Origin of the sequence: Pseudomonas nunensis, assembly GCF_024296925.1 — a bacterium.
In the GTDB taxonomy this organism is placed as follows: Bacteria; Pseudomonadota; Gammaproteobacteria; order Pseudomonadales; family Pseudomonadaceae; genus Aquipseudomonas; species Aquipseudomonas nunensis.
The window spans coordinates 3,587,326-3,604,602 of the sequence record NZ_CP101125.1; the positions used below are offsets into that span (position 1 = coordinate 3,587,326).

The 17,277-nt window shown below is 59.9% G+C and carries 20 protein-coding genes and 1 tRNA gene; 8 read left to right on the plus strand and 13 right to left on the minus strand.

The annotated features are described in order from the left end of the window. Nucleotides 1–81 precede the first annotated feature (81 nt). Nucleotides 82–744 (plus strand): glutathione S-transferase family protein, encoded by a 663-nt coding sequence (locus NK667_RS15350; protein WP_054615322.1) that lies wholly within the window; start codon nucleotides 82–84, stop codon nucleotides 742–744. Nucleotides 745–758: 14 nt separating this feature from the next. Here NK667_RS15350 and NK667_RS15355 read toward each other — a convergent pair whose 3' ends face one another. The 3 genes from NK667_RS15355 to NK667_RS15365 all read right to left on the minus strand — a co-directional run bounded on the left by NK667_RS15355 (nucleotide 759) and on the right by NK667_RS15365 (nucleotide 1,873). Then, the gene (locus NK667_RS15355) at nucleotides 759–1,148 is read right to left on the minus strand and encodes a c-type cytochrome (protein WP_054615323.1); all 390 of its coding nucleotides are present in this window, start codon (nucleotides 1,146–1,148) and stop codon (nucleotides 759–761) included. Between the two features lie 66 nt (nucleotides 1,149–1,214). Next, entirely contained in the window at nucleotides 1,215–1,418 is a 204-nt protein-coding gene (locus NK667_RS15360; protein ID WP_054615324.1) for a hypothetical protein, read from the minus strand. Nucleotides 1,419–1,546: 128 nt separating this feature from the next. After that, nucleotides 1,547–1,873 carry a hypothetical protein gene (locus NK667_RS15365; RefSeq protein WP_177331457.1) on the minus strand — a complete coding sequence of 109 codons (327 nt, stop codon included), beginning with the start codon at nucleotides 1,871–1,873 and terminating at the stop codon, nucleotides 1,547–1,549. A gap of 156 nt (nucleotides 1,874–2,029) precedes the next feature. On the opposite strand from NK667_RS15365, the gene NK667_RS15370 reads away from it, so the two are divergent. Continuing rightward, nucleotides 2,030–2,965 (plus strand): SphA family protein, encoded by a 936-nt coding sequence (locus NK667_RS15370; RefSeq protein ID WP_054615326.1) that lies wholly within the window; start codon nucleotides 2,030–2,032, stop codon nucleotides 2,963–2,965. A 6-nt stretch (nucleotides 2,966–2,971) separates the two neighbouring features. Here NK667_RS15370 and NK667_RS15375 read toward each other — a convergent pair whose 3' ends face one another. Next, nucleotides 2,972–3,865 carry a LysR family transcriptional regulator gene (locus NK667_RS15375; RefSeq protein ID WP_054615327.1) on the minus strand — a complete coding sequence of 298 codons (894 nt, stop codon included), beginning with the start codon at nucleotides 3,863–3,865 and terminating at the stop codon, nucleotides 2,972–2,974. 103 nt (nucleotides 3,866–3,968) lie between these two features. Here NK667_RS15375 and NK667_RS15380 point away from each other — a divergent pair, with 103 nt between their 5' ends. Continuing rightward, a complete protein-coding gene (locus NK667_RS15380) occupies nucleotides 3,969–4,631 on the plus strand; it encodes an NADPH-dependent F420 reductase (protein WP_054615328.1) in 663 nt (220 codons plus the stop codon). A gap of 543 nt (nucleotides 4,632–5,174) precedes the next feature. Here the strand turns inward: NK667_RS15380 and NK667_RS15385 are convergent. Further along, a complete protein-coding gene (locus NK667_RS15385) occupies nucleotides 5,175–6,263 on the minus strand; it encodes a polyamine ABC transporter substrate-binding protein (protein WP_054615329.1) in 1,089 nt (362 codons plus the stop codon). Between the two features lie 48 nt (nucleotides 6,264–6,311). Next, on the minus strand, nucleotides 6,312–7,613 hold the full coding sequence (locus tag NK667_RS15390) for an NAD(P)/FAD-dependent oxidoreductase (RefSeq protein WP_054615330.1): 1,302 nt from the start codon (nucleotides 7,611–7,613) through the stop codon (nucleotides 6,312–6,314). A 156-nt stretch (nucleotides 7,614–7,769) separates the two neighbouring features. On the opposite strand from NK667_RS15390, the gene NK667_RS15395 reads away from it, so the two are divergent. Together NK667_RS15395 and ahr are read left to right on the plus strand one after the other, a co-directional pair. After that, on the plus strand, nucleotides 7,770–8,642 hold the full coding sequence (locus NK667_RS15395) for a LysR family transcriptional regulator (RefSeq protein ID WP_054615331.1): 873 nt from the start codon (nucleotides 7,770–7,772) through the stop codon (nucleotides 8,640–8,642). A 73-nt stretch (nucleotides 8,643–8,715) separates the two neighbouring features. Further along, nucleotides 8,716–9,747 carry an NADPH-dependent aldehyde reductase Ahr gene (gene ahr, locus NK667_RS15400; protein WP_054048802.1) on the plus strand — a complete coding sequence of 344 codons (1,032 nt, stop codon included), beginning with the start codon at nucleotides 8,716–8,718 and terminating at the stop codon, nucleotides 9,745–9,747. A 360-nt stretch (nucleotides 9,748–10,107) separates the two neighbouring features. Here the strand turns inward: ahr and NK667_RS15405 are convergent, their stop codons facing one another. Next, complete coding sequence (locus NK667_RS15405) at nucleotides 10,108–10,857, minus strand: SDR family NAD(P)-dependent oxidoreductase (protein ID WP_054615332.1); 750 nt, start codon at nucleotides 10,855–10,857, stop codon at nucleotides 10,108–10,110. A gap of 143 nt (nucleotides 10,858–11,000) precedes the next feature. Here NK667_RS15405 and NK667_RS15410 point away from each other — a divergent pair, with 143 nt between their 5' ends. Beyond that, a complete protein-coding gene (locus NK667_RS15410) occupies nucleotides 11,001–11,873 on the plus strand; it encodes an AraC family transcriptional regulator (RefSeq protein WP_054615333.1) in 873 nt (290 codons plus the stop codon). On the opposite strand, the gene NK667_RS15415 is transcribed toward NK667_RS15410, so the two are convergent. From NK667_RS15415 to NK667_RS15425, 3 genes are read right to left on the minus strand one after another with little or no spacing between them, the layout of a single operon-like run. Beyond that, nucleotides 11,870–12,847: a saccharopine dehydrogenase family protein gene (locus tag NK667_RS15415; protein WP_054615334.1), complete on the minus strand. Its 978-nt coding sequence runs from the start codon at nucleotides 12,845–12,847 to the stop codon at nucleotides 11,870–11,872. The two genes, NK667_RS15410 and NK667_RS15415, sit on opposite strands and share 4 nt — an antisense overlap. Next, nucleotides 12,844–13,245: a VOC family protein gene (locus NK667_RS15420; protein ID WP_054615335.1), complete on the minus strand. Its 402-nt coding sequence runs from the start codon at nucleotides 13,243–13,245 to the stop codon at nucleotides 12,844–12,846. Before NK667_RS15420 ends, NK667_RS15415 begins: the two co-directional genes overlap by 4 nt. A 16-nt stretch (nucleotides 13,246–13,261) precedes the next feature. Continuing rightward, the gene (locus NK667_RS15425; RefSeq protein WP_054615336.1) at nucleotides 13,262–14,005 is read right to left on the minus strand and encodes an SDR family NAD(P)-dependent oxidoreductase; all 744 of its coding nucleotides are present in this window, start codon (nucleotides 14,003–14,005) and stop codon (nucleotides 13,262–13,264) included. A gap of 138 nt (nucleotides 14,006–14,143) precedes the next feature. Between NK667_RS15425 and NK667_RS15430 the strand changes: the two genes are divergently transcribed. Further along, nucleotides 14,144–15,052 (plus strand): AraC family transcriptional regulator, encoded by a 909-nt coding sequence (locus NK667_RS15430; RefSeq protein ID WP_177331438.1) that lies wholly within the window; start codon nucleotides 14,144–14,146, stop codon nucleotides 15,050–15,052. Nucleotides 15,053–15,177: 125 nt separating this feature from the next. Here the strand turns inward: NK667_RS15430 and NK667_RS15435 are convergent, their stop codons facing one another. Beyond that, complete coding sequence (locus tag NK667_RS15435) at nucleotides 15,178–15,513, minus strand: YajG family lipoprotein (protein ID WP_054615337.1); 336 nt, start codon at nucleotides 15,511–15,513, stop codon at nucleotides 15,178–15,180. Between the two features lie 159 nt (nucleotides 15,514–15,672). On the opposite strand from NK667_RS15435, the gene NK667_RS15440 reads away from it, so the two are divergent. Beyond that, nucleotides 15,673–15,924 (plus strand): hypothetical protein, encoded by a 252-nt coding sequence (locus NK667_RS15440; protein WP_054615338.1) that lies wholly within the window; start codon nucleotides 15,673–15,675, stop codon nucleotides 15,922–15,924. A gap of 66 nt (nucleotides 15,925–15,990) precedes the next feature. Here NK667_RS15440 and NK667_RS15445 read toward each other — a convergent pair. Both NK667_RS15445 and NK667_RS15450 read right to left on the minus strand, forming a co-directional pair. Further along, a tRNA-Gln gene (locus NK667_RS15445) sits at nucleotides 15,991–16,065 on the minus strand. Between the two features lie 88 nt (nucleotides 16,066–16,153). After that, complete coding sequence (locus tag NK667_RS15450) at nucleotides 16,154–17,272, minus strand: agmatine deiminase family protein (protein WP_054615339.1); 1,119 nt, start codon at nucleotides 17,270–17,272, stop codon at nucleotides 16,154–16,156. Nucleotides 17,273–17,277: the final 5 nt, after the last annotated feature.

A 17,277-nucleotide genomic window follows, 5' to 3' on the forward strand; every position in this document is an offset into this window, starting at 1 on the left:
GGTAGGCTCGCCTCGCACATCCCTGAACCTCGGTCGATACTACAACGTTGTGGGCTGCACACGTTCATCGAGGACTGAAAGATGCCGCTGACTCTTTACTACCATCCGCTCTCGTCGTACTGCCACAAAGTGCTGATTGCGCTGTACGAAAATGGCCATGAATTCGAAAAGAGGATTGTCGATCTGGCGAGCGAGGCCGACCGCGCCGAGCTTCAGGCGCGCTGGCCGATCGGCAAGTTTCCGGTGGTCCACGATCACACGCGCGAGCGCGACGTGCCGGAGTCCACGATCATCATCGAATACCTGAACCGCTTTTATCCTGGTCCGCAGCCGTTGGTTCCCGAAGATTGGGAGGCTGCGCTGGAGGTGCGTTTGTGGGATCGCTTTTTCGATCTGTACGTTCAGGGGCCGATGCAGCGGATTGTGGCGGATCGTCTGTTCTCCCTGCATGGCGATTTGACCAAGGAGCGTGCGCTGCTGTCGACGGCGTATCACATGCTGGAGCGGCGGATGGCGTCGAGGATCTGGGTAGCCAGCGAGGCCTTCAGCCTGGCCGACTGCGCGGCGGTCCCGGCGCTGTTCTACGCCAGCACGCTGCTACCGTTTCCCAACGACTGCGGGCATCTGAGTGCAAACTTTGAACGGTTGATCCAGCGACCGTCGGTGCAGCGGGTCATCGAGGAAGCCAAGCCGTACTTTCAGTTTTATCCGTTCGCGGAGGCGATTCCGTTGCGGTTTCGCTGATGCACAGATTCGGATTACTGCGGCTGAAAGGTTTGCAGGTAGGCCAACAGGTTTTCGATCTTTTCCGGATCGCTGATGCCCCAGAAGATCATGCGGGTGCCGGCCACTACGCTTTTGGGGTCTTCGATGTACTTGGCCAGGGTTTCGCGGGTCCAGATCACGCCGGAGGATTTCATCGCCTCGGAGTATTGGTAACCCGTGGTGCTGCCGGCGGTGCGGCCGATCACGCCATTGAGTTCTGGACCAAAGCCCGGCCGCGCCGATTCGCCGACTTGATGGCAACCGCCACAGGTGCGGCTGAACAGCTTGCCGCCCGCCTCGGCATCGCCGGCCGCGTAGGCCTGGGTGCCGAGCAATCCGGTGGTGAGCATCAGGGCGAGGGTCAGGATGGCAGCGCGGTTCATGTAACGGCTCTCGAAAAAACGAGCGGCTATTTCATCACGACCCGCGTCGATACCGAAGCCTTCAATTTAATCGTGCAGCAAACCCGAGCTGTACTCGCTGAAGTTGCTACCGATAGCGCTCCCGCCGAAATTCAGCTTGTTCGAAGTGCGGCCATCAAACTGCTGGCAGCCATCGGAAAAACAACTGCTGGTGGTCACGCCGGAACCGGAACATGCGCTCAGGAGCAAAGCACCGGCGATCAACACGACTTTAAAGAGATTCGATTTCATTGTTCTGTTGCCTCTGGCTGCAAGCATGGCCACGCACCACCCGAAGCCATCATCCTAAGCCGCTCGCAGCTGAACATTCATGAAACTTCAAAGCTCGACAGCATCGGTTCAGCAATCCAGGCGACGGCTCATTTACGCGCCAATTTGTAGCGCACGCAGTCCTCATAAAAGCTCTTGCGGATCGCTTCGGGCTTGAACCGCGACTTGCTGTCGTAAGTTTGCTCGGTAATCCCCATGGCCATCATGCGCATCCATGATTTGTCGAACTTGTAACCCTGAATCTTCTGGCGCGCGGCGTACAGCGAAACGCCTTGCAGTTTCAGTTCCTGAGCCCTCGCCGCTGTCCCTGCGCCCCAGCTGCACATGTACCGATCATTGGGTTTCAGCTCTTTGGCTTCAACCGGGATGGCAACGCTCGCCAGGGCCAGCGAGATCACTAGATTGCGCAATTGAATTCACCTAACCATCTGAAAGTGCGGCGATTCTGGCGATTAGTCGAAGGTTTGGGGGCCAGCAAAATGCCTTACCTGAGGAAGCCAAATCCGCACATTCGCCTACACTTGCTTCCCGTGCATGGATTATTCAAATAACGGTCGGCAATTGAGGCCCTGATGACAACAGCAAAGAGACTGATCGGCTTGATGGCCTTATTGCCCGCGATCACCGTACAGGCGGACGACGGCGGCATCAGTTTCTGGCTGCCTGGCCAGTTCGGTGCACTGGCAGCGGCGCCAACCGAGCCGGGCTGGAGCCTGCCGCTGGTTTATTACCATGTCAGTGCCAGTGAAGGCGGGAGCAAGCCGTTTCCACGGGGCGGCCGGACCACAGTCGGGCTGGATGCGAAAGCGGATTTGCTGTTTGCCAGCCCCACCTACACCTTCGCCGAACCGCTGTTGGGTGCTCAAGCCGCGGTCTCCGTGGTTGCCGCCGTCGGCCGGTCCGAAGCCAGTGTCGATGCCACGTTGACCGGCCCGCGCGGCCGGAGCTTTTCCGGCGGGGTGGACGATAGCCTCAAGGGCGCGAGTGACGTTTATCTGCTGGGCACAATGAAGTGGAACCATGGCGTGCACAATTTCATGGCGTACACCATGGGCAACGTGCCGGTCGGAGCCTACGACCCGGATCGCCTGGTCAACACCGGGCTTGGCCATGCCTCGATGGACGCGGGCGGCGGTTACACCTACTTCGACAAGACCAACGAGTTTTCCGCCGTGGCGGGCATGACCTACAACTGGGAAAACACCGATATCGATTATAAAAACGGTATCGACGCCCACCTCGACTTGAGCGCCTCGCACTTCATCACCAGCCAGACGCACCTGGGCGTGGTCGGCTACGTTTTCCATCAAGTCACGGGGGACAGCGGCAGCGGCGCGACCCAGGGCGATTTCAAATCCAAAGTCAGTGCCGTCGGCCCTCAGGCCGGGCACTTCTTCAAAGTTGGCAAAGAACTCTGGTACGCCAACCTCAAGGGCTACTACGAGTTTGATACCGAGAATCGCGCCGAAGGCTGGAACAGCTGGCTGACGCTGGTTGTGCCGCTTTAAGCCTGCTCAAGGCGCAGCAAAATGCACCAGCGCCGCATCGATAAATCGTCGGAGTTTGGCGGTTCTCTGACGATTGGCCGTGTAGAGCAAATGCATCTGCCGGCTCGGTGCTTCGTAATCGGCTAACAGTCGCACCAACTCACCGCTACGCAAGGCAGGCTCAAGAAAGTCTTTGGGCCCAAGGACAATCCCGAATCCGTCCAGCGCGGCCGACAGCAGTGCCTTGCTTTCATTGACGTGCAATCGACTGGCAACTTGCACGCGCTCAACCGTCGAGCCCCTGCAGAACACCCATTCGCGGTCTGCCGGCCGGGACCAATAGGCATAACCCAGGCACTCGTGGTGCTTGAGATCATCCGGGGTTTGCGGCGTCCCGCGTTCAGCCAGGTAACTTGGCGCGGCGCAGGTGATCAATCGATAAGGCGCCAGCGGCCTCGCGGTCAAACTTGATGTGGCCAGCGGGCCGATCCTGAACGCGACCTCATAGCCCTCCTCCACCAGATCGACGAAGCGATCGGTCAGATGCAGATCGATTTCCACCTCGGGATGCTGACGCAAAAACTCCGTGACAAACGGCATCAGGCTGTAGGAGCCGAAGGTCACGGGTGCGCTGACTTTCAGCTTGCCCCGGGGGGTGTCGTTCATGATCTGCGCCAGGGAGTCGGCAGCCTGGGCCTCGCTCAAGATGTGTTTGCAGCGTTCGTAATAAGCGCTGCCCAGTTCCGTCAGGCTCTGGCGTCGGGTCGTGCGGTTCAGCAGTCGTGCGCCCAGCCGCTGTTCCAGCGCGGCGACATGCTTGGCGACCATCTGCGGCGACATGTCGAGACGTTCGGCGGCGCTGGCATAGGAGCCGGATTCGGCCGCCATCACAAAGGCGCCCATGCTCGTCAGGCGATCCATTATTCGACACTCCTGGTAACGAGACTAAGTAGCCGATGATTATTTATCTGCGCCTGGTTGGCAATCATCATGGTTTCTCCTTACCAACCAACGGAGTACGGACATGCGAATCGGGATCATTGGAGCAGGCTTTATCGGACGCACAGTGGCGCAATTGGTCATCGCGGCGGGACATGAAGCGATGCTCAGCAATTCACGCGGCCCGCAAACCCTGAGCAGTGTGCTCAGCGGCATTCGTGGCAGTCAGGTCGGCACTGTCGAAGAGGCAGCACAGTTTGGCGAGGTGGTGTTGGTGGCCATTCCACTGGAGCATTACCGCAGCTTGCCGGCGCGGTTACTGGAGGGCAAAACCGTGCTGGATGCCAACAACTATTACCCGGCACGCGACGGCCATATCGACGCGCTGGATCATTTCGAAACCACTACCAGCCGCCTGCTCGCCGAGCAACTGCCCCACTCCAGTGTGGTCAAGGTGTTCAATGCCATCCTGGCCCAGGATTTGTTGCAAGACGGCCGCGCCAAAGCGGCACCGGACCGACGCGCACTGCCCGTCGCGGCGGATGATCGGGTGGCGAAAGCGTTGGTAATCCAGTTGCTGGATGAGATTGGATTCGACGCGGTGGATGCCGGTGGCCTCGATGAGAGCTGGCGGTTTGAACGGGCGAAACCTGCTTACTGCATTGCATTGGATAAAACAGGGCTGAAGGCTGCGTTGGCGGCTGCCGAGCGGCAGGTCGAAATGCCCGAGGGGTCGTGGCGCCATTGAGCGGATTGCACACAAGTCCGGTAGCTTGTTGGCTGTGAGGGCCTCTTCGCGGGCAAGCCCGGCTCCCACAGGGATCTGCGGTGAACACAAAATCTATGGTCGGCGACGATCCACTGTGGGAGCGGGCTTGCTCGCGAAGGCGTCGTGTCAGCCAATATCCATGTTGAATGTGAAGCCGCCTTCGCGAGCAGCTTCGCTCCTACAGGAATCTGCGGTGAACACAAAATCTATGGTCGGCGACGATCCACTGTGGGAGCGGGCTTGCTCGCGAAGGCGTCGTGTCAGCCAGTACATCTGTTGAATGTGAAGCCGCTTTCGCGAGCGCTCCTACAGGGATCTGCGGTGAACACAGAATCTATGGTCGGCGACGATCCACTGTGGGAGCGGGCTTGCTCGCGAAGGCGTCGTGTCAGCCAATATCTATTTTGAATGTGAAGCCGCCTTCGCGAGCAAGCTTCGCTCCTACAGGGGATCTGCGGTGAACACAAAATCTATGGTCGGCGACGATCCCCTGTGGGAGCGAGCCTGCTCGCGAATGCGGTTTCAGGTGTTGGTCTTCAGCTTGTTCCACAGACGGGTGGTCAACCGTGCGATGGCAGGCGGCAGGTCTTCCACGGTGAACAGTTTTTCCAGCACGCTTTTCGGTGGGTAAATCGCCGGGTCTTGCTTCACCTCCGGCACTACATCGATGTCCGCCGCCAGGTTGGCATTGGCGTAGTGCACGCTGCTGCTGATGTTGGCAATCACCTTGGGCTCAAGCAGGTAGTTCATATAGGTGTAGCCATTTTTCTCGTGGGGCGCGCTCTTGGGCATGACCACCATGTCCATCCACAGGGTCGAGCCTTCGTCCGGGATCGAATAGGCGATGTCGATGCCGTTCTTGGCTTCCTTGGCGCTGGCGGCGGCTTGCACGATATCGCCATTGAAACCGATCACCGCGCAGATGTTGCCGTTGGCCAGATCGCTGACGTATTTGGAGGTGTGGAAGTACTGAACGTACGGCCGGATCTTCAGCAGCGCCTGCTCGGCCTTGGCGTAATCCGCCGGCTCGTGACTGTGGTGCGGCAAGCCCAGATAGTTAAGGGTGATCGGCAGAATCTGCGTCGGATTATCGATAATCGCCACGCCGCACTGGCTGAGTTTCTTGATGTTGTTCTCATCAAAAAACAGGCTCCAGGAATGGGTGACATCGGTGTTGCCGAAGATCGCTTTGATTTTCTCGACGTTGTAGCCAATACCCGCCGTACCCCACATGTAGGGATAGCCGTACTGGTTGCCGGGGTCGTTGACCTCGAGTTTTTTCATCAGCGCCGGGTCGAGGTTTTTCCAGTTCGGTAGTTGGCTTTTATCAAGCTTCTGAATCGCCCCAGCCTTGATCAACCGCGACATGAAATGGTTCGACGGACTGACCACGTCATACCCGGTATTGCCCGTCATCAACTTCGATTCGAGGACTTCGTTGCTGTCGTGGATGTCGTAAGTCGCCTTGATCCCGGTGGCCTTGGTGAAACTGGGCAGCGTGTCGTCGGCGATGTAGCCGCTCCAGTTGGAAATATTGACCTGTTCGTCGGCGTAGGAGACTGCCGAAAACGTCGTGAGTAAGACCGCCAGGGAAACAGGATGGACGCGCATGTTCGATCACCTAGTTTTGGAGAATTTTTGTTGTGTGATTGCCGTTTTCTAGATTTCTGTTCTGGCCCTGACCGCTTCCACGCGCATACGCAGCATGGCACCGATATCGAGCAAAGGTTTGGGCGGCAGCCAACCGGGCTGGGCTCTTTGCATCACTGAGGCCAACAATGGCGAACTGGCGCCCGAGGCCAGTTCGGCGAGCAAGCGTCCCCAAAGGGTGCCGCGCGCGACGCCTGAACCGTTGCAGCCGGCCACGGCAAACACGCCCTCCTCGACCTTGGCGAAAAACGGTTGCCCGGAACGCGAGGCGCTCAAATGACCGGTCCAGGTGTAGCGAATGTCCTGCTCGGTCAACCACGGGAAGCGACGCTGCAAACCCAGCGCGTGATGTTTTCGGCGCAGCAGCAAATCGCTGTTGGACAGGTCCTGGGAACGGTATTCGGCGGTGTTGCGGATCATCACGCGACGGTCCGGGGTCAGCCGCACCGTGGCGCCGAGTGGCCGGGTGGACAGCACGCCCCAGGGCTCGACGCTGCCCATCGCTTTGAACTCATCGACGGTCAGCGGCCGTGTCAGGCTGGCGCTGAGTTCCATCGGGAACGTGCCGCTGTCGGCGATTCCCGAGCGCGGGATAAAGGCGTTCAGGCACACCAGCACCTGTTTCGCCTCGATGTTGCCCTCGACGCCTTGGGCACGAACTCGTCCTTGAGCTGAACGTTCCAGCCCAGTGATATCGGTGTTTTCGTAGAGGGTGACATTCGGCGGCAACGCATCGAGCAAGCCCTTCACGTATTTGGCCGGTTGCAGCAAGGCGTTGCCATTGCCGCACCAGATCGCAGCCTGATAATGCCCGGTGCCGAGTTTTTGCTTGAGCTGTTCACCTTCCAGAAACTGTGCCGAGGCGCCCACGGCGTGCAGCGTTTGCAGCTTGGCTTCAACGTGAGTCAACTTGGCCGGATCACTGACGGCGAAGAAATAACCCGAGTCCCGGAAGTCGCACTCGATGCCGTGACGAGCAATCCGCTGGCGGACTTCCTCGCTGGCAGCGCGGGAGATTGCGGTATCGACTTCATAACCGGCGAAACCCTGATTCCCCGACAACTCATCCGTGGCCGGATGTTCATGGGCCACGACAAACCCGGAATTACGTGCCGACGCCCCCTGCGCCGCGCGCTGCCGGTCGACGATCACGATGCGGCTCTGAGGGTGCATTTCGGCGAGCGAATGAGCGGCGCACAGCCCCGTAATCCCGGCGCCAATGATCAGCCAATCGGCTTTTTGCGTACCGCTCAAACGATCACGAACCGGGGCGTTTCCCGCCTGCGCAATCCAGCCACATACGTTTTCCATGCATCACCTCATTGACTGTCATTCGGCTAACCGCATCTGTCGCCACATGCAGTAATCGCATGAGCCGGTTAAGATAACGGCAGCCAGAGCTAGAATCTATAAGGTCTGTAGTGATACAACCAACGTTATAAAATCATCGGGCTATTCTGAAAACGCATGGATAAAATTCGCCACGCTCCTTCCCTCCAAGGCCTTCAGGCATTGGTGGAAGTTGCAGATTCGGGCAGCTTCACCCAAGCGGCGCAAAAGCTTTGCCTGACCCAAAGCGCGGTCAGCCGCCAAATCCAGCAACTGGAGAGTCACTTCGGTGTGCCTCTGTTTGTCCGCAGCAGCCGCAGCCTGCAATTGACCATGGAAGGCGAACAGGTACTGGCCAGCGCGCGGCAGATACTTGAGCAACTGAAAACCCTGGAAGATCGGCTTTCCCCACAGAAGCGTCCCTTCCGCATTCGCATGCACGTGTCCCTGGCGGTCCGCTGGTTGTTGCCGAAACTGAACGACTTCTACCTGCGCTACCCGGAAGTTTCCCTGTCGATTGAAACCGTCGCGACAGAGATCGTCGAACCGGCCAGCGACAGCGACGCCTACATCCTTTACCTGCCCGAACCGTCGAACGATCCGGCCAGCCTGACCCTGTTCGACGAAGCCCTGGTGCCAGTGTGCGCGCCGGGCCTGAGCCCACTGGATTCGATGGACGATCTTGTACGCTTCGCCCTGCTGCATCGCTCGGCGGACAAACAGGCATGGATCGATTGGCTGGCGGCCAATGGCGGCAAGTCGCTGGAAGATTACCGGCACATCCCCTTCAACCTCGACGAGTTGGCGCTGGATGCGGCGGCACGCGGATTGGGGGTGGCGATGACGGATCTGACCTTGGCCCAGGAATCGCTGGATCGCGGGGTGCTGGTGGTGCCGTTCGGTCAGCCGTTGAAGACGCGGGGGATTTATTCGCTGTGCCCACAGCCGTCGGCAGCGAGCCATCCGGCGTGTGCGGTGATCATGGGGTGGTTTGCGGAGCAGGCCAGTTAGTCAGATTGATCTGACCCGCTACACTTCTCTGGCTTCGCCAAAAAAACCTCGTTTTCTGATAAGGAGGTATCCCATGAGCGACCATCCCGAACTCACAAAATTCACTGGCTGGGCTGCAACGGCGGCCGGCGCGCCACTTGAGCGTTTCAGCTACGACCCCGGCCCGTTGGGGGAAGAAGAAGTGGAAGTGGCCGTGGAGTATTGCGGTGTCTGCCACTCCGACCAATCGCTGATCGATAACGATTGGGGCGTCAGCCGATACCCGTTTATTCCCGGTCATGAAGTGGTCGGCAAAATCGTGCGAGTGGGCACGCAGGTACGCGGTCTCGAAGTGGGACAGCGGGTGGGAATCGGCTGGTACAAGGGCAGTTGCATGCATTGCACCTCGTGTATCGGCGGCGATCATCACCTGTGCGGCACCGTCAAACCCACCATCATCGGCAGCAACGGTGGCTTCGCCGACCGCTTGCGTTCGCACTGGGCCTGGGCCCTGGCGATACCGGACAACCTCGACCCCGCCATGGCCGGACCGCTGTTCTGTGCCGGTTCGACCGTGTTCAATCCGCTGGTGGAATTCAACATCAAGCCTACCGACCGGGTCGGTGTGGTCGGCATCGGCGGCCTCGGGCACCTGGCCTTGCGCTTCCTAAACGCCTGGGGCTGCGAAGTCACGGCGTTTACCTCGTCGCTGAACAAGGCCGACGAAGCCAAGCGCCTGGGTGCGCACAATGTAATCGCCTCGACCGACAGTGGCGCGCTGAAAGCCATTGCCGGCACCCTCGACTTCCTGCTGGTCACCGCCAACGCCAATCTCGACTGGACCGCCATGCTCGGCACCTTGCGTGGCAAGGGTCGCCTGCATTTCGTCGGTATCGTCCCCAGCGCCATTCCCGTCAGCGTGTTTGACCTGATTCCCCAGCAAAAGATTTTATCCGGCTCGCCAGTCGGTTCGCCCAGCAACACGGCGACCATGCTGGAATTCTGCGCCCGGCATCAGATCCTGCCGCAGGTGGAGATGTTTGGAATGAGCCAGGTCAACGAAGCCGTCGATCACCTGCGCAGTGGCAAGGCGCGCTATCGAGTGGTGCTGGACGCCAGTAAATAACCAGGCGCACACGCTAATGCCAGTCAGTTAAGCGGTGGGTTTAGCGCAGAACCATTTGTGGCGAGGGAGCTTGCTCCCGCTGGGCTGCGAAGCGGCCCCTTCTCTACCTGAAAAGAAGGGGACTGCTGCGCAGTCCAGCGGGAGCAAGCTCCCTCGCCACAGGTTTGGCGACGTTCGGCTGATCGCCCTTCAGTGACCCAGGTGTCGCTGAACATCATTGCCCTGACACGCCTGACTCAAGCCGCGTTGCCGGCCTTCGTGTCACGCAACACGGGCCCCGGGCCTCGAGTAAGACCCCGTGATGAGCGCTGAAAACTGCGTCGACGCGGCCCTGGTATTCAGGGCCGCTTTTTTATGCTTTCAGTAACCGACCCCGCGCACGCCACCCGAAGCCCGGATGGATTCTCCGGTGATCCAATGCGAATCCCCGGACGCCAGGAATACCGCCAGCGGTGCAATGTCTTCGGGCTCGCCAAAACGGCCCAGCGGCGTGCCCGCAATCAGTTTGTCGCCAAACTCACCGGCGAAATTACCGTCGGTGGCGGGCGTGTTGGTGTGGCCGGGCAGAATCGAGTTGACCCTGATCCCGCGTGGCCCAAGCTCCCGGGCCAGGGCGAAGGTCAACGTATCGACCGCGCCTTTGGTCGCCGAATAGACACTGGAGGCCAGATAGGGATCGGTGCTGAGGATCGAACTGATGTTGATGATGCTGGCCGAGGCGCCAAACAGTTTGACCGCCTCGCGAACTGCCAATAGATACCCGAGCACGTTGAGGTTGAATTGCTGATGGAACGCTTCTTCGGTGAGGTCTTCAATCATTTGAAACACCGCAACGCCTGCGTTGTTCACCAGAACATCCAGCGTCCCGTATTCGCTTCTGACCTTGTCGAATAATCGCGTGACGTCAGCTGCTTTGCTCATGTCCGCCGGAATGGCGACGGCTTGACCGCCCTGCTCCCGGATCTGTGCAACCACTGCGTCGGCGTCGGACTGGCTCGATGCGTAGTTCACAATGACCGTGGCGCCCGCCGCGCCGAACGCTCTGGCGATACCGGCGCCGATGCCTTTTGATGCGCCAGTGACAACTGCAATTTTGCCTTCGAGTTTCATGCAATGACCTTTGAAGATGATGAATGGGTGGCCCCCAGTATTCGGGCAACCGTCGGTGAAACGGTTGCCGGTTCTTCTCGGATGCTTGCCTATTCTTCTCACCCGCCTTGCTTTGCACTCAGCGCTGCTGCATGTTCAGTCCCATGAACGACGTGATGAATGAACTGCGCAGCATCGTGATGCGCGCGCAAAACAAGTGGACCGACACCGGACTGCCACGGGTGGCAATGGTGCGGGCCGAGGCGTGTGCGAGTCAGGTCTATCAGCCGATGCTGCATCTGGTGTTGCAAGGCACCAAGACCTTGTCGATTGGCGATCAGGTGTTGGAATACCGGCCGGGCACCTGTTTCCTCGTGCCCGTGGACGTGCCCGCCACCGGCGAGATTTACCCGAGCGGACCCGACCTGCCCTATCTGGCGCTCTGCCTGACGCTGGACCCGAACGTCATCGCCACACTGCTCGCGGACGAGATCAAAACTGCGGCGCAACCCACCGCGAATCGCTTCGCTGCGGTCGCCGCACCGGCCGAAATGCTGGATGCGTGGCTGCGCATGATGCGGCTGATGGATCGGCCGAACGAAGCCGCTGTGCTGGCGCCGATGATCGAGCGAGAGATTCTGTTTCGCGTCTTGCAAGGACCGCTGGGGCCAATGCTGCGTGAGATCGCGCGCCCGGACGGACGCCTGGCGCAGATCCGCCGCGCCACTCTATGGATCGGCGACCACTACACCGAACCCTTTCGCGTGGAACCGCTGGCGACGATGAGCGACATGAGCGTCGCGGCGTTCTATCGGCATTTCAAAACCATCACTGGCATGACGCCCATCCAGTATCAAAAGCGTCTGCGCCTGCTCAGGGCGCGCTGGTTGCTGCTGTTCGAGCCCCGCGACGCCGCTTCCATCGCGTTCACCGTGGGCTATGAAAGCGCATCGCAATTCAGCCGTGAATACGCGCGCCTGTTCGGGATGCCGCCGGCGCGGGATGCGGCCAGGTTCAAGGTGCCCGTAGCGTCCTAATAATCGGTGATGGTCGTCCCGGCGATTGTCTCGGCGAAACCCATTCCGAATACGCGCGCAGGGGTTTCAAACCCGGCTCGCCGTTCACCGGCCAATACCCGGCGCGCCGCTTCCACGGCAGCCAACGGCGTGTAGCTGTAGCCATTGACGGTCTCGATCACCGAGCGCGCGACACTGCCGTCAGCGCCGGTGACTTCAGCCACTGCCCGGGCGCGATGAGCTTCACGCTGCTCGGTGCTTGGGCCGTCGGGCAGCAGTGACAAGTCTCCCTCGGGAAACGCATCGCCGCTGATGTGCACGAACATCGCGATATTGGCGATGCCGGTGGAATGCCAGCCAGTGACCAGGTCACCAAAGGACAGCGGCGCGCAGAGTGCCGGGCCGTCACCGAAATCGAAGTGTTGGGGCTGCGCATCCGGTGTGGCCACCAGTTGTCCGTCAATCCGCGCGAGAAGGCCCGCGCCAATGATTTCGCTGACACTCATGGCTGATCCCCGAGACATGGAGCCCGCGACCTGCAGCGCCACCCTCAGTGCTTGCGGGTTTTGCACGCGGCGCGCGACATGCATCGCCAGGCAATCGGTCGGCACCACGTCCCAGCCAACGCCGGGCAGCAACATGACACCCGCTTCGGCGGCTCGCGCGCCCAGTCGTTCGGCCAGTCGATAGACATTGATCTCGGCCGTGATGTCGAGGTAATCGACCCCGGCCTGGATACAGGCCTGCATTAGCGCCTCTGCGGTCTTGGCGAAAGGCCCGGCGAAATTCAACAGCACGCTGATGCCGTCCAGGGCTTGCGAAGCGTGGGCATCGGCGGTGAAGACGCGGTAGGGAACGTCGAGCTGTGCGGCGAGGGATGCCAGTCTTTCGGCATTGCGCCCTGCGATGACAACATTCAATCCCTGTGCCTTGGCGTGCTCGGCAGCCATGCGACCGGTGTAGCCCGTCGCGCCGTAGATCATCAGTGTTTTCATTGGGTGTGCTGCCATTTTTTGTAGACGAATTCGAGGCTGTAACCGTCCGGGTCAAGGACATTGCCGGCGTAGTAGTTCGGGTCGTAATGCAGGCGCGCGCCAGGCGCACCATTGTCGACAGCACCGTTTTCCATGGCTGCGGTGTAAGCGGCGCGGACCTCGGCCTGACTGTTCGCCACGAAGCCGACATGCACGGCACGCCCTTCCACCACGCCCTCGCGCAGCCAGAAGAACACTCGCCCATTGGCGCCGAACCCCTTGAGGTCCGGGTGGCCGGGAGGTCCGTCCTTGCCGTCGTAATCGAGCCGCGCCGTAATGCCGAGCGGCGTCAGTGCTGCGGTGTAGAAACGAATGGAGCGATCAATGTCACTGACCGAGATAAAGATATGGTCAAGCATGGGGCAACCTCGCTAATCAGATGATGTAGCCGCCCGAGACTTCAATCGTCTGGGCATTGATCCAGCGTCCTTCTTCGGACAACAACATGGCGATAACGCGAGCGACGTCCTGTGGTTCGCCCACCCGGCCGAGGGCAGTTTGCGAGGCGAGCAGCGCCTCGAACTCATCATTCAATCCGCCGCCCAGTTCGGTGCGGATCGCGCCCGGCGACACGGCGTTGGCACGGATGCGCCGAGGGCCGAATTCCTTGGCCATGTAGCGAGTCAACACGTCGAGCCCGCCCTTGAACGCCGCATACGGTGCGACGCCGGCCGTGGCCACGCGGGTCGTGGCGCTGGTGAGATTGACGATGCTGGCGCCCTCTTCCATCAGCGGCAGCAAAGCCTGGGTCAGGAAAAACGGGCCTTTGAGGTGTACATTCAACAAGCCGTCAAACTGCGCCTCGGTGACCGATTCGAGGGGATTGAACAAGCCATGCCCGGCGTTGTTCACCAGACCGCCGAGCGTCGCCACGCCCCAGGTAGCCTGCAAGGCTTGTTGCACGGCCTCTCGGAAACGCGAGAAACCGCTGACCTCCGCGACGTCCAGTTTCAGCGCGACAGCCTTGCCGCCCGACGCATGGATACGCCGAACGACGGCGTCGGCTGAATCAGCATTGTTTTTGTAGGTCAGGATCACGCCCATGCCGCGCTCGGCACACAGTTCGGCGGTGCTGGCGCCGATGCCCCGGCTGCCTCCGGTGATAACGATTACGCTCATTCGTTGCTCCAATGTCGCTGGGATGAGTCACCACAGTAATCATCGCCGTCACCACGAGCGCAGCCGTTCCTGCCCGAATCCTGCCTGTTTCTGCTTTTTGCTTGCCGGGGCGCATCACCTTGAGTTCAGATGGTCCCTATGACAAACCCACTGAATGAACTTCGCGCCCTGGCTTCCCGGGCCGAAAACCGCCGCACGGAGACGGGCATCCCGCGCGTCGCCATGGTCCAGGGCGCCATCCCGGAGCATATGCTGGCCGCGGTTTACGACCCGATGATCAATCTGATCCTGCAGGGCAGTAAATCCATGACCGTCGGCGATCGCACGCTGCGCTACGACCCGGCGACGTACTTTGTCATGTCCATCGAGTTGCCGGCGGTGGGCACCGTGCACCCGGCCGCCACGGGCGAACCCTATCTGGCGGTCAGCCTGACGCTGGACCCGACGGTGCTTTCAACGTTGCTGGCAGACGTGCCTATGCCGGCCAGACGCTACGAACACGACGCCGGATTTTCCGTGGCTGCTGTCACGCCGGAACTGATGGACGCCTGGCTGCGCATGCTGCGATTGATGGACCATCCTGAATCCATTGCGGCCCTGGCGCCCGCCTATGAACGGGAAATCCTCTACCGCGTGTTGCAAGGCTCGCATGGCTGGATGCTGCGTGAAATTGCGGCGCCGGACACTGCCATGGCTCGGGTCAGCCTGGCGATTCAGTGGATCCGCCGCGACTTCGCCGAACCGATCCGGGTTGAAGCCCTCGCCCAGAAAGCGGCAATGAGCGTGTCCGCGTTCCACCGGCACTTCAAAGCCGTCACCACGTTGAGCCCGTTGCAATATCAGAAACGGGTTCGACTGCTGCAGGCCCGATCGCTGATGGTGGCCAGCGCCAAAAGTGTGACCAGCGCGGCGTTCGAGGTCGGCTATGAAAGCGCGACCCAGTTCAGCCGTGACTACGCGCGGATCTTTGGCCTGCCGCCGGCACGGGACGCCGCGAGGATCGTCGGCGAAACCAAAGGTCTGATTGATTCATCGGCCTTCAACTAAGCGAACTGGATGCTGCGGCGTAAAAACCTGCACGCAAAAAAAAGCCCCGCGACCCAATGGGGTGCGGGGCAAAAAATTGGTTGGTTGCGGCCAACCAAAGGAGCATCGGTAAAAACGTTGGTCGGTTACAGGCATTCCTGCGCGGCGCGCTCGAAACTCGATGGCATGAAGCTCGACGCCAGCAATTGGCGCTCATACACAAACACTTTGCCGCCGCTCGGTGTCTTGTAGGCTTCCAGCACATTGTTCGCCGTGACTTTGCTCGGCACCACGATCCGGTAGCTGCGCTGGGTTTGCGAGACCGTCGGGGCCAGTGCATTGCCTTGAAGTTTGGGCACGACACAATCAGCGTATTCGGCAGGCGTTTTTTTCGTCTGCAGGGTCAGCGTCGGGTCATTAGGCGCCGAGGCGCAACCGGCTAGCAGCAGGGTCATGACAGCCAGTTGGCTCAGTGTCTTCATCGCACATGTTCCTTGAGCAACGTTTTCGATGGAGGCGATTTTCGACGTTTACCCGGCAAAGCAGAACTTGTGATTCTTGATTGTCACTATTGCTTGAACCAATAGTTGCGCCGCGTGCAGACTGCTAGCCAGCCCGACTACAACTAAAAGGATTTCCCCGTGCGTACTTTTGACCTGATTCGCGATGCCGTGCTGCCCGAGTTCCGCGACCGGGTGGCTGAATACCTGGTCGAGTACGAAACCGTTCTGGGTGAAAACCCGTCCGATTCGGAACAAGTGCGCGCCACGGCTCATCAGTTGCGCGGCTATCTGCGCGGCTTGAACACTACGCGGGTGCTGGGGATGGCGGATTGGGAGGAGCTGGATCGGCGCGTGGTGGGAACGTGGCTGACGCAGCCGGATCAGCTATAAGCTTTGACAATGCAGAACAAAAAAGGGGACAGATCAGCCGATCTGTCCCCTTTTCTATAAGGAATATGGCAGGGGCGGCTGGATTTGAACCAACGCATGGCAGGATCAAAACCTGCTGCCTTACCGCTTGGCGACGCCCCTGCAAGAGCGGGCGGAAATTTAGCAACTTTCGCCGCGTATGAAAAGCCCCCTTACGCATATTTTTTTGTTTTAAAACAGCCACTTGTCACTAGACGAACGGTTGATGGCTGGTTACGCAGTGAATTCCACCACCTCCGGCAGACACAGCATCGATATTGAGCTGCACCACTTCGCGGTCCGGATAGAGCCCGGACAACAGCTCAAAAGCCTTGGCATCCGCCGCTTTGTCACCAAACTCGGGCGCAATGATCGCCCCGTTGATCACAAAGTAATTGATGTAGCCAGCCGCAAAGTCCGGGTTGTTGCGGTTGAACTTGCTTTGGCGCGGCTTGAGCGGTGGCGACACGGTATGCACCTGGAGCTTGCGACCATCGGCGTCCGTGGCGTTTTGCAGAATTTGCAGATGCGCTCGGGTGACCTTGTAATCGTATGACGCGGGATCGTTGTCGAGGTTGGCGATCACCACGCCCGGCTTGATGAAGCGCGCATAGAAATCGACGTGGGCGTCGGTGATGTCCTTGCCTTTGATCCCCGGCAGCCAGATGATTTTGCGCAAACCCAGGCGCGTCTTCAGTTCTTGCTCGACCTCGGCCTTGCTCCAGTCGCGATTGCGGTTGCTGTTGATCCAGCTGCTTTCGGTCATGATCCCGGTGCCGTGACCGTCCACTTCGATCGCACCGCCCTCGCCCACCAGTTCGCTGCGCAGATAATCGGCTTCGGCGTTGCGCGCGACCAGAGCTGCCAGTTTTGCGTCCTTGCGATGCTGCTGTTTGTTGCCCCAGCCGTTGAAGTTAAAGTCCACGGCGCCCAACTCGCCTTGCCCATCGACCACAAAGTTGGCACCGATGTCGCGCATCCAGATGTCATCGAGTTCAGTGGTCACGTAGGTGATGTTGGTGGTGCCGCAGTGCTCTTCAGCCAGATCCCGTTCGCGCTGGCGACAGAACACGGTCACCGGTTCATAACGGGCGATGGTGCGCGCGATCAAGCCGATGGCTGCTTGCACGTCGGTGGTGAAATCCTCCCAGATTGCGTCCTGAGCGCCAAACGCGATGAAGGCCCGCTCATGTTTATCGCCCTCGTCCGGCATGCGCCAAACACCCGTGGTGGCCGCGTGCAAGAGCGATGGCGTCAGGCCCATGGACACAGCAGCGCCGAGGCTGGCAACCACCGAAACCTGTTTGATGAACTCACGACGCGTCGACATGTGTT

Bases quoted from the DNA above. Each gene is read 5' to 3' on its own strand.
- NK667_RS15375 (WP_054615327.1), bottom strand. From the start codon at position 3,865: ATGGATCGCCTGACGAGCATGGGCGCCTTTGTGATGGCGGCCGAATCC.
- NK667_RS15415 (WP_054615334.1), bottom strand. From the start codon at position 12,847: ATGAAAACACTGATGATCTACGGCGCGACGGGCTACACCGGTCGCATG.
- NK667_RS15395 (WP_054615331.1), top strand. From the start codon at position 7,770: ATGGATAAAATTCGCCACGCTCCTTCCCTCCAAGGCCTTCAGGCATTG.
- NK667_RS15420 (WP_054615335.1), bottom strand. From the start codon at position 13,245: ATGCTTGACCATATCTTTATCTCGGTCAGTGACATTGATCGCTCCATT.
- NK667_RS15385 (WP_054615329.1), bottom strand. From the start codon at position 6,263: ATGCGCGTCCATCCTGTTTCCCTGGCGGTCTTACTCACGACGTTTTCG.
- NK667_RS15425 (WP_054615336.1), bottom strand. From the start codon at position 14,005: ATGAGCGTAATCGTTATCACCGGAGGCAGCCGGGGCATCGGCGCCAGC.
- ahr (WP_054048802.1), top strand. From the start codon at position 8,716: ATGAGCGACCATCCCGAACTCACAAAATTCACTGGCTGGGCTGCAACG.
- NK667_RS15360 (WP_054615324.1), bottom strand. From the start codon at position 1,418: ATGAAATCGAATCTCTTTAAAGTCGTGTTGATCGCCGGTGCTTTGCTC.
- NK667_RS15370 (WP_054615326.1), top strand. From the start codon at position 2,030: ATGACAACAGCAAAGAGACTGATCGGCTTGATGGCCTTATTGCCCGCG.
- NK667_RS15450 (WP_054615339.1), bottom strand. From the start codon at position 17,272: ATGTCGACGCGTCGTGAGTTCATCAAACAGGTTTCGGTGGTTGCCAGC.
- NK667_RS15390 (WP_054615330.1), bottom strand. From the start codon at position 7,613: ATGGAAAACGTATGTGGCTGGATTGCGCAGGCGGGAAACGCCCCGGTT.
- NK667_RS15350 (WP_054615322.1), top strand. From the start codon at position 82: ATGCCGCTGACTCTTTACTACCATCCGCTCTCGTCGTACTGCCACAAA.
- NK667_RS15355 (WP_054615323.1), bottom strand. From the start codon at position 1,148: ATGAACCGCGCTGCCATCCTGACCCTCGCCCTGATGCTCACCACCGGA.
- NK667_RS15380 (WP_054615328.1), top strand. From the start codon at position 3,969: ATGCGAATCGGGATCATTGGAGCAGGCTTTATCGGACGCACAGTGGCG.
- NK667_RS15435 (WP_054615337.1), bottom strand. From the start codon at position 15,513: ATGAAGACACTGAGCCAACTGGCTGTCATGACCCTGCTGCTAGCCGGT.
- NK667_RS15430 (WP_177331438.1), top strand. From the start codon at position 14,144: ATGACAAACCCACTGAATGAACTTCGCGCCCTGGCTTCCCGGGCCGAA.
- NK667_RS15410 (WP_054615333.1), top strand. From the start codon at position 11,001: ATGAACGACGTGATGAATGAACTGCGCAGCATCGTGATGCGCGCGCAA.
- NK667_RS15405 (WP_054615332.1), bottom strand. From the start codon at position 10,857: ATGAAACTCGAAGGCAAAATTGCAGTTGTCACTGGCGCATCAAAAGGC.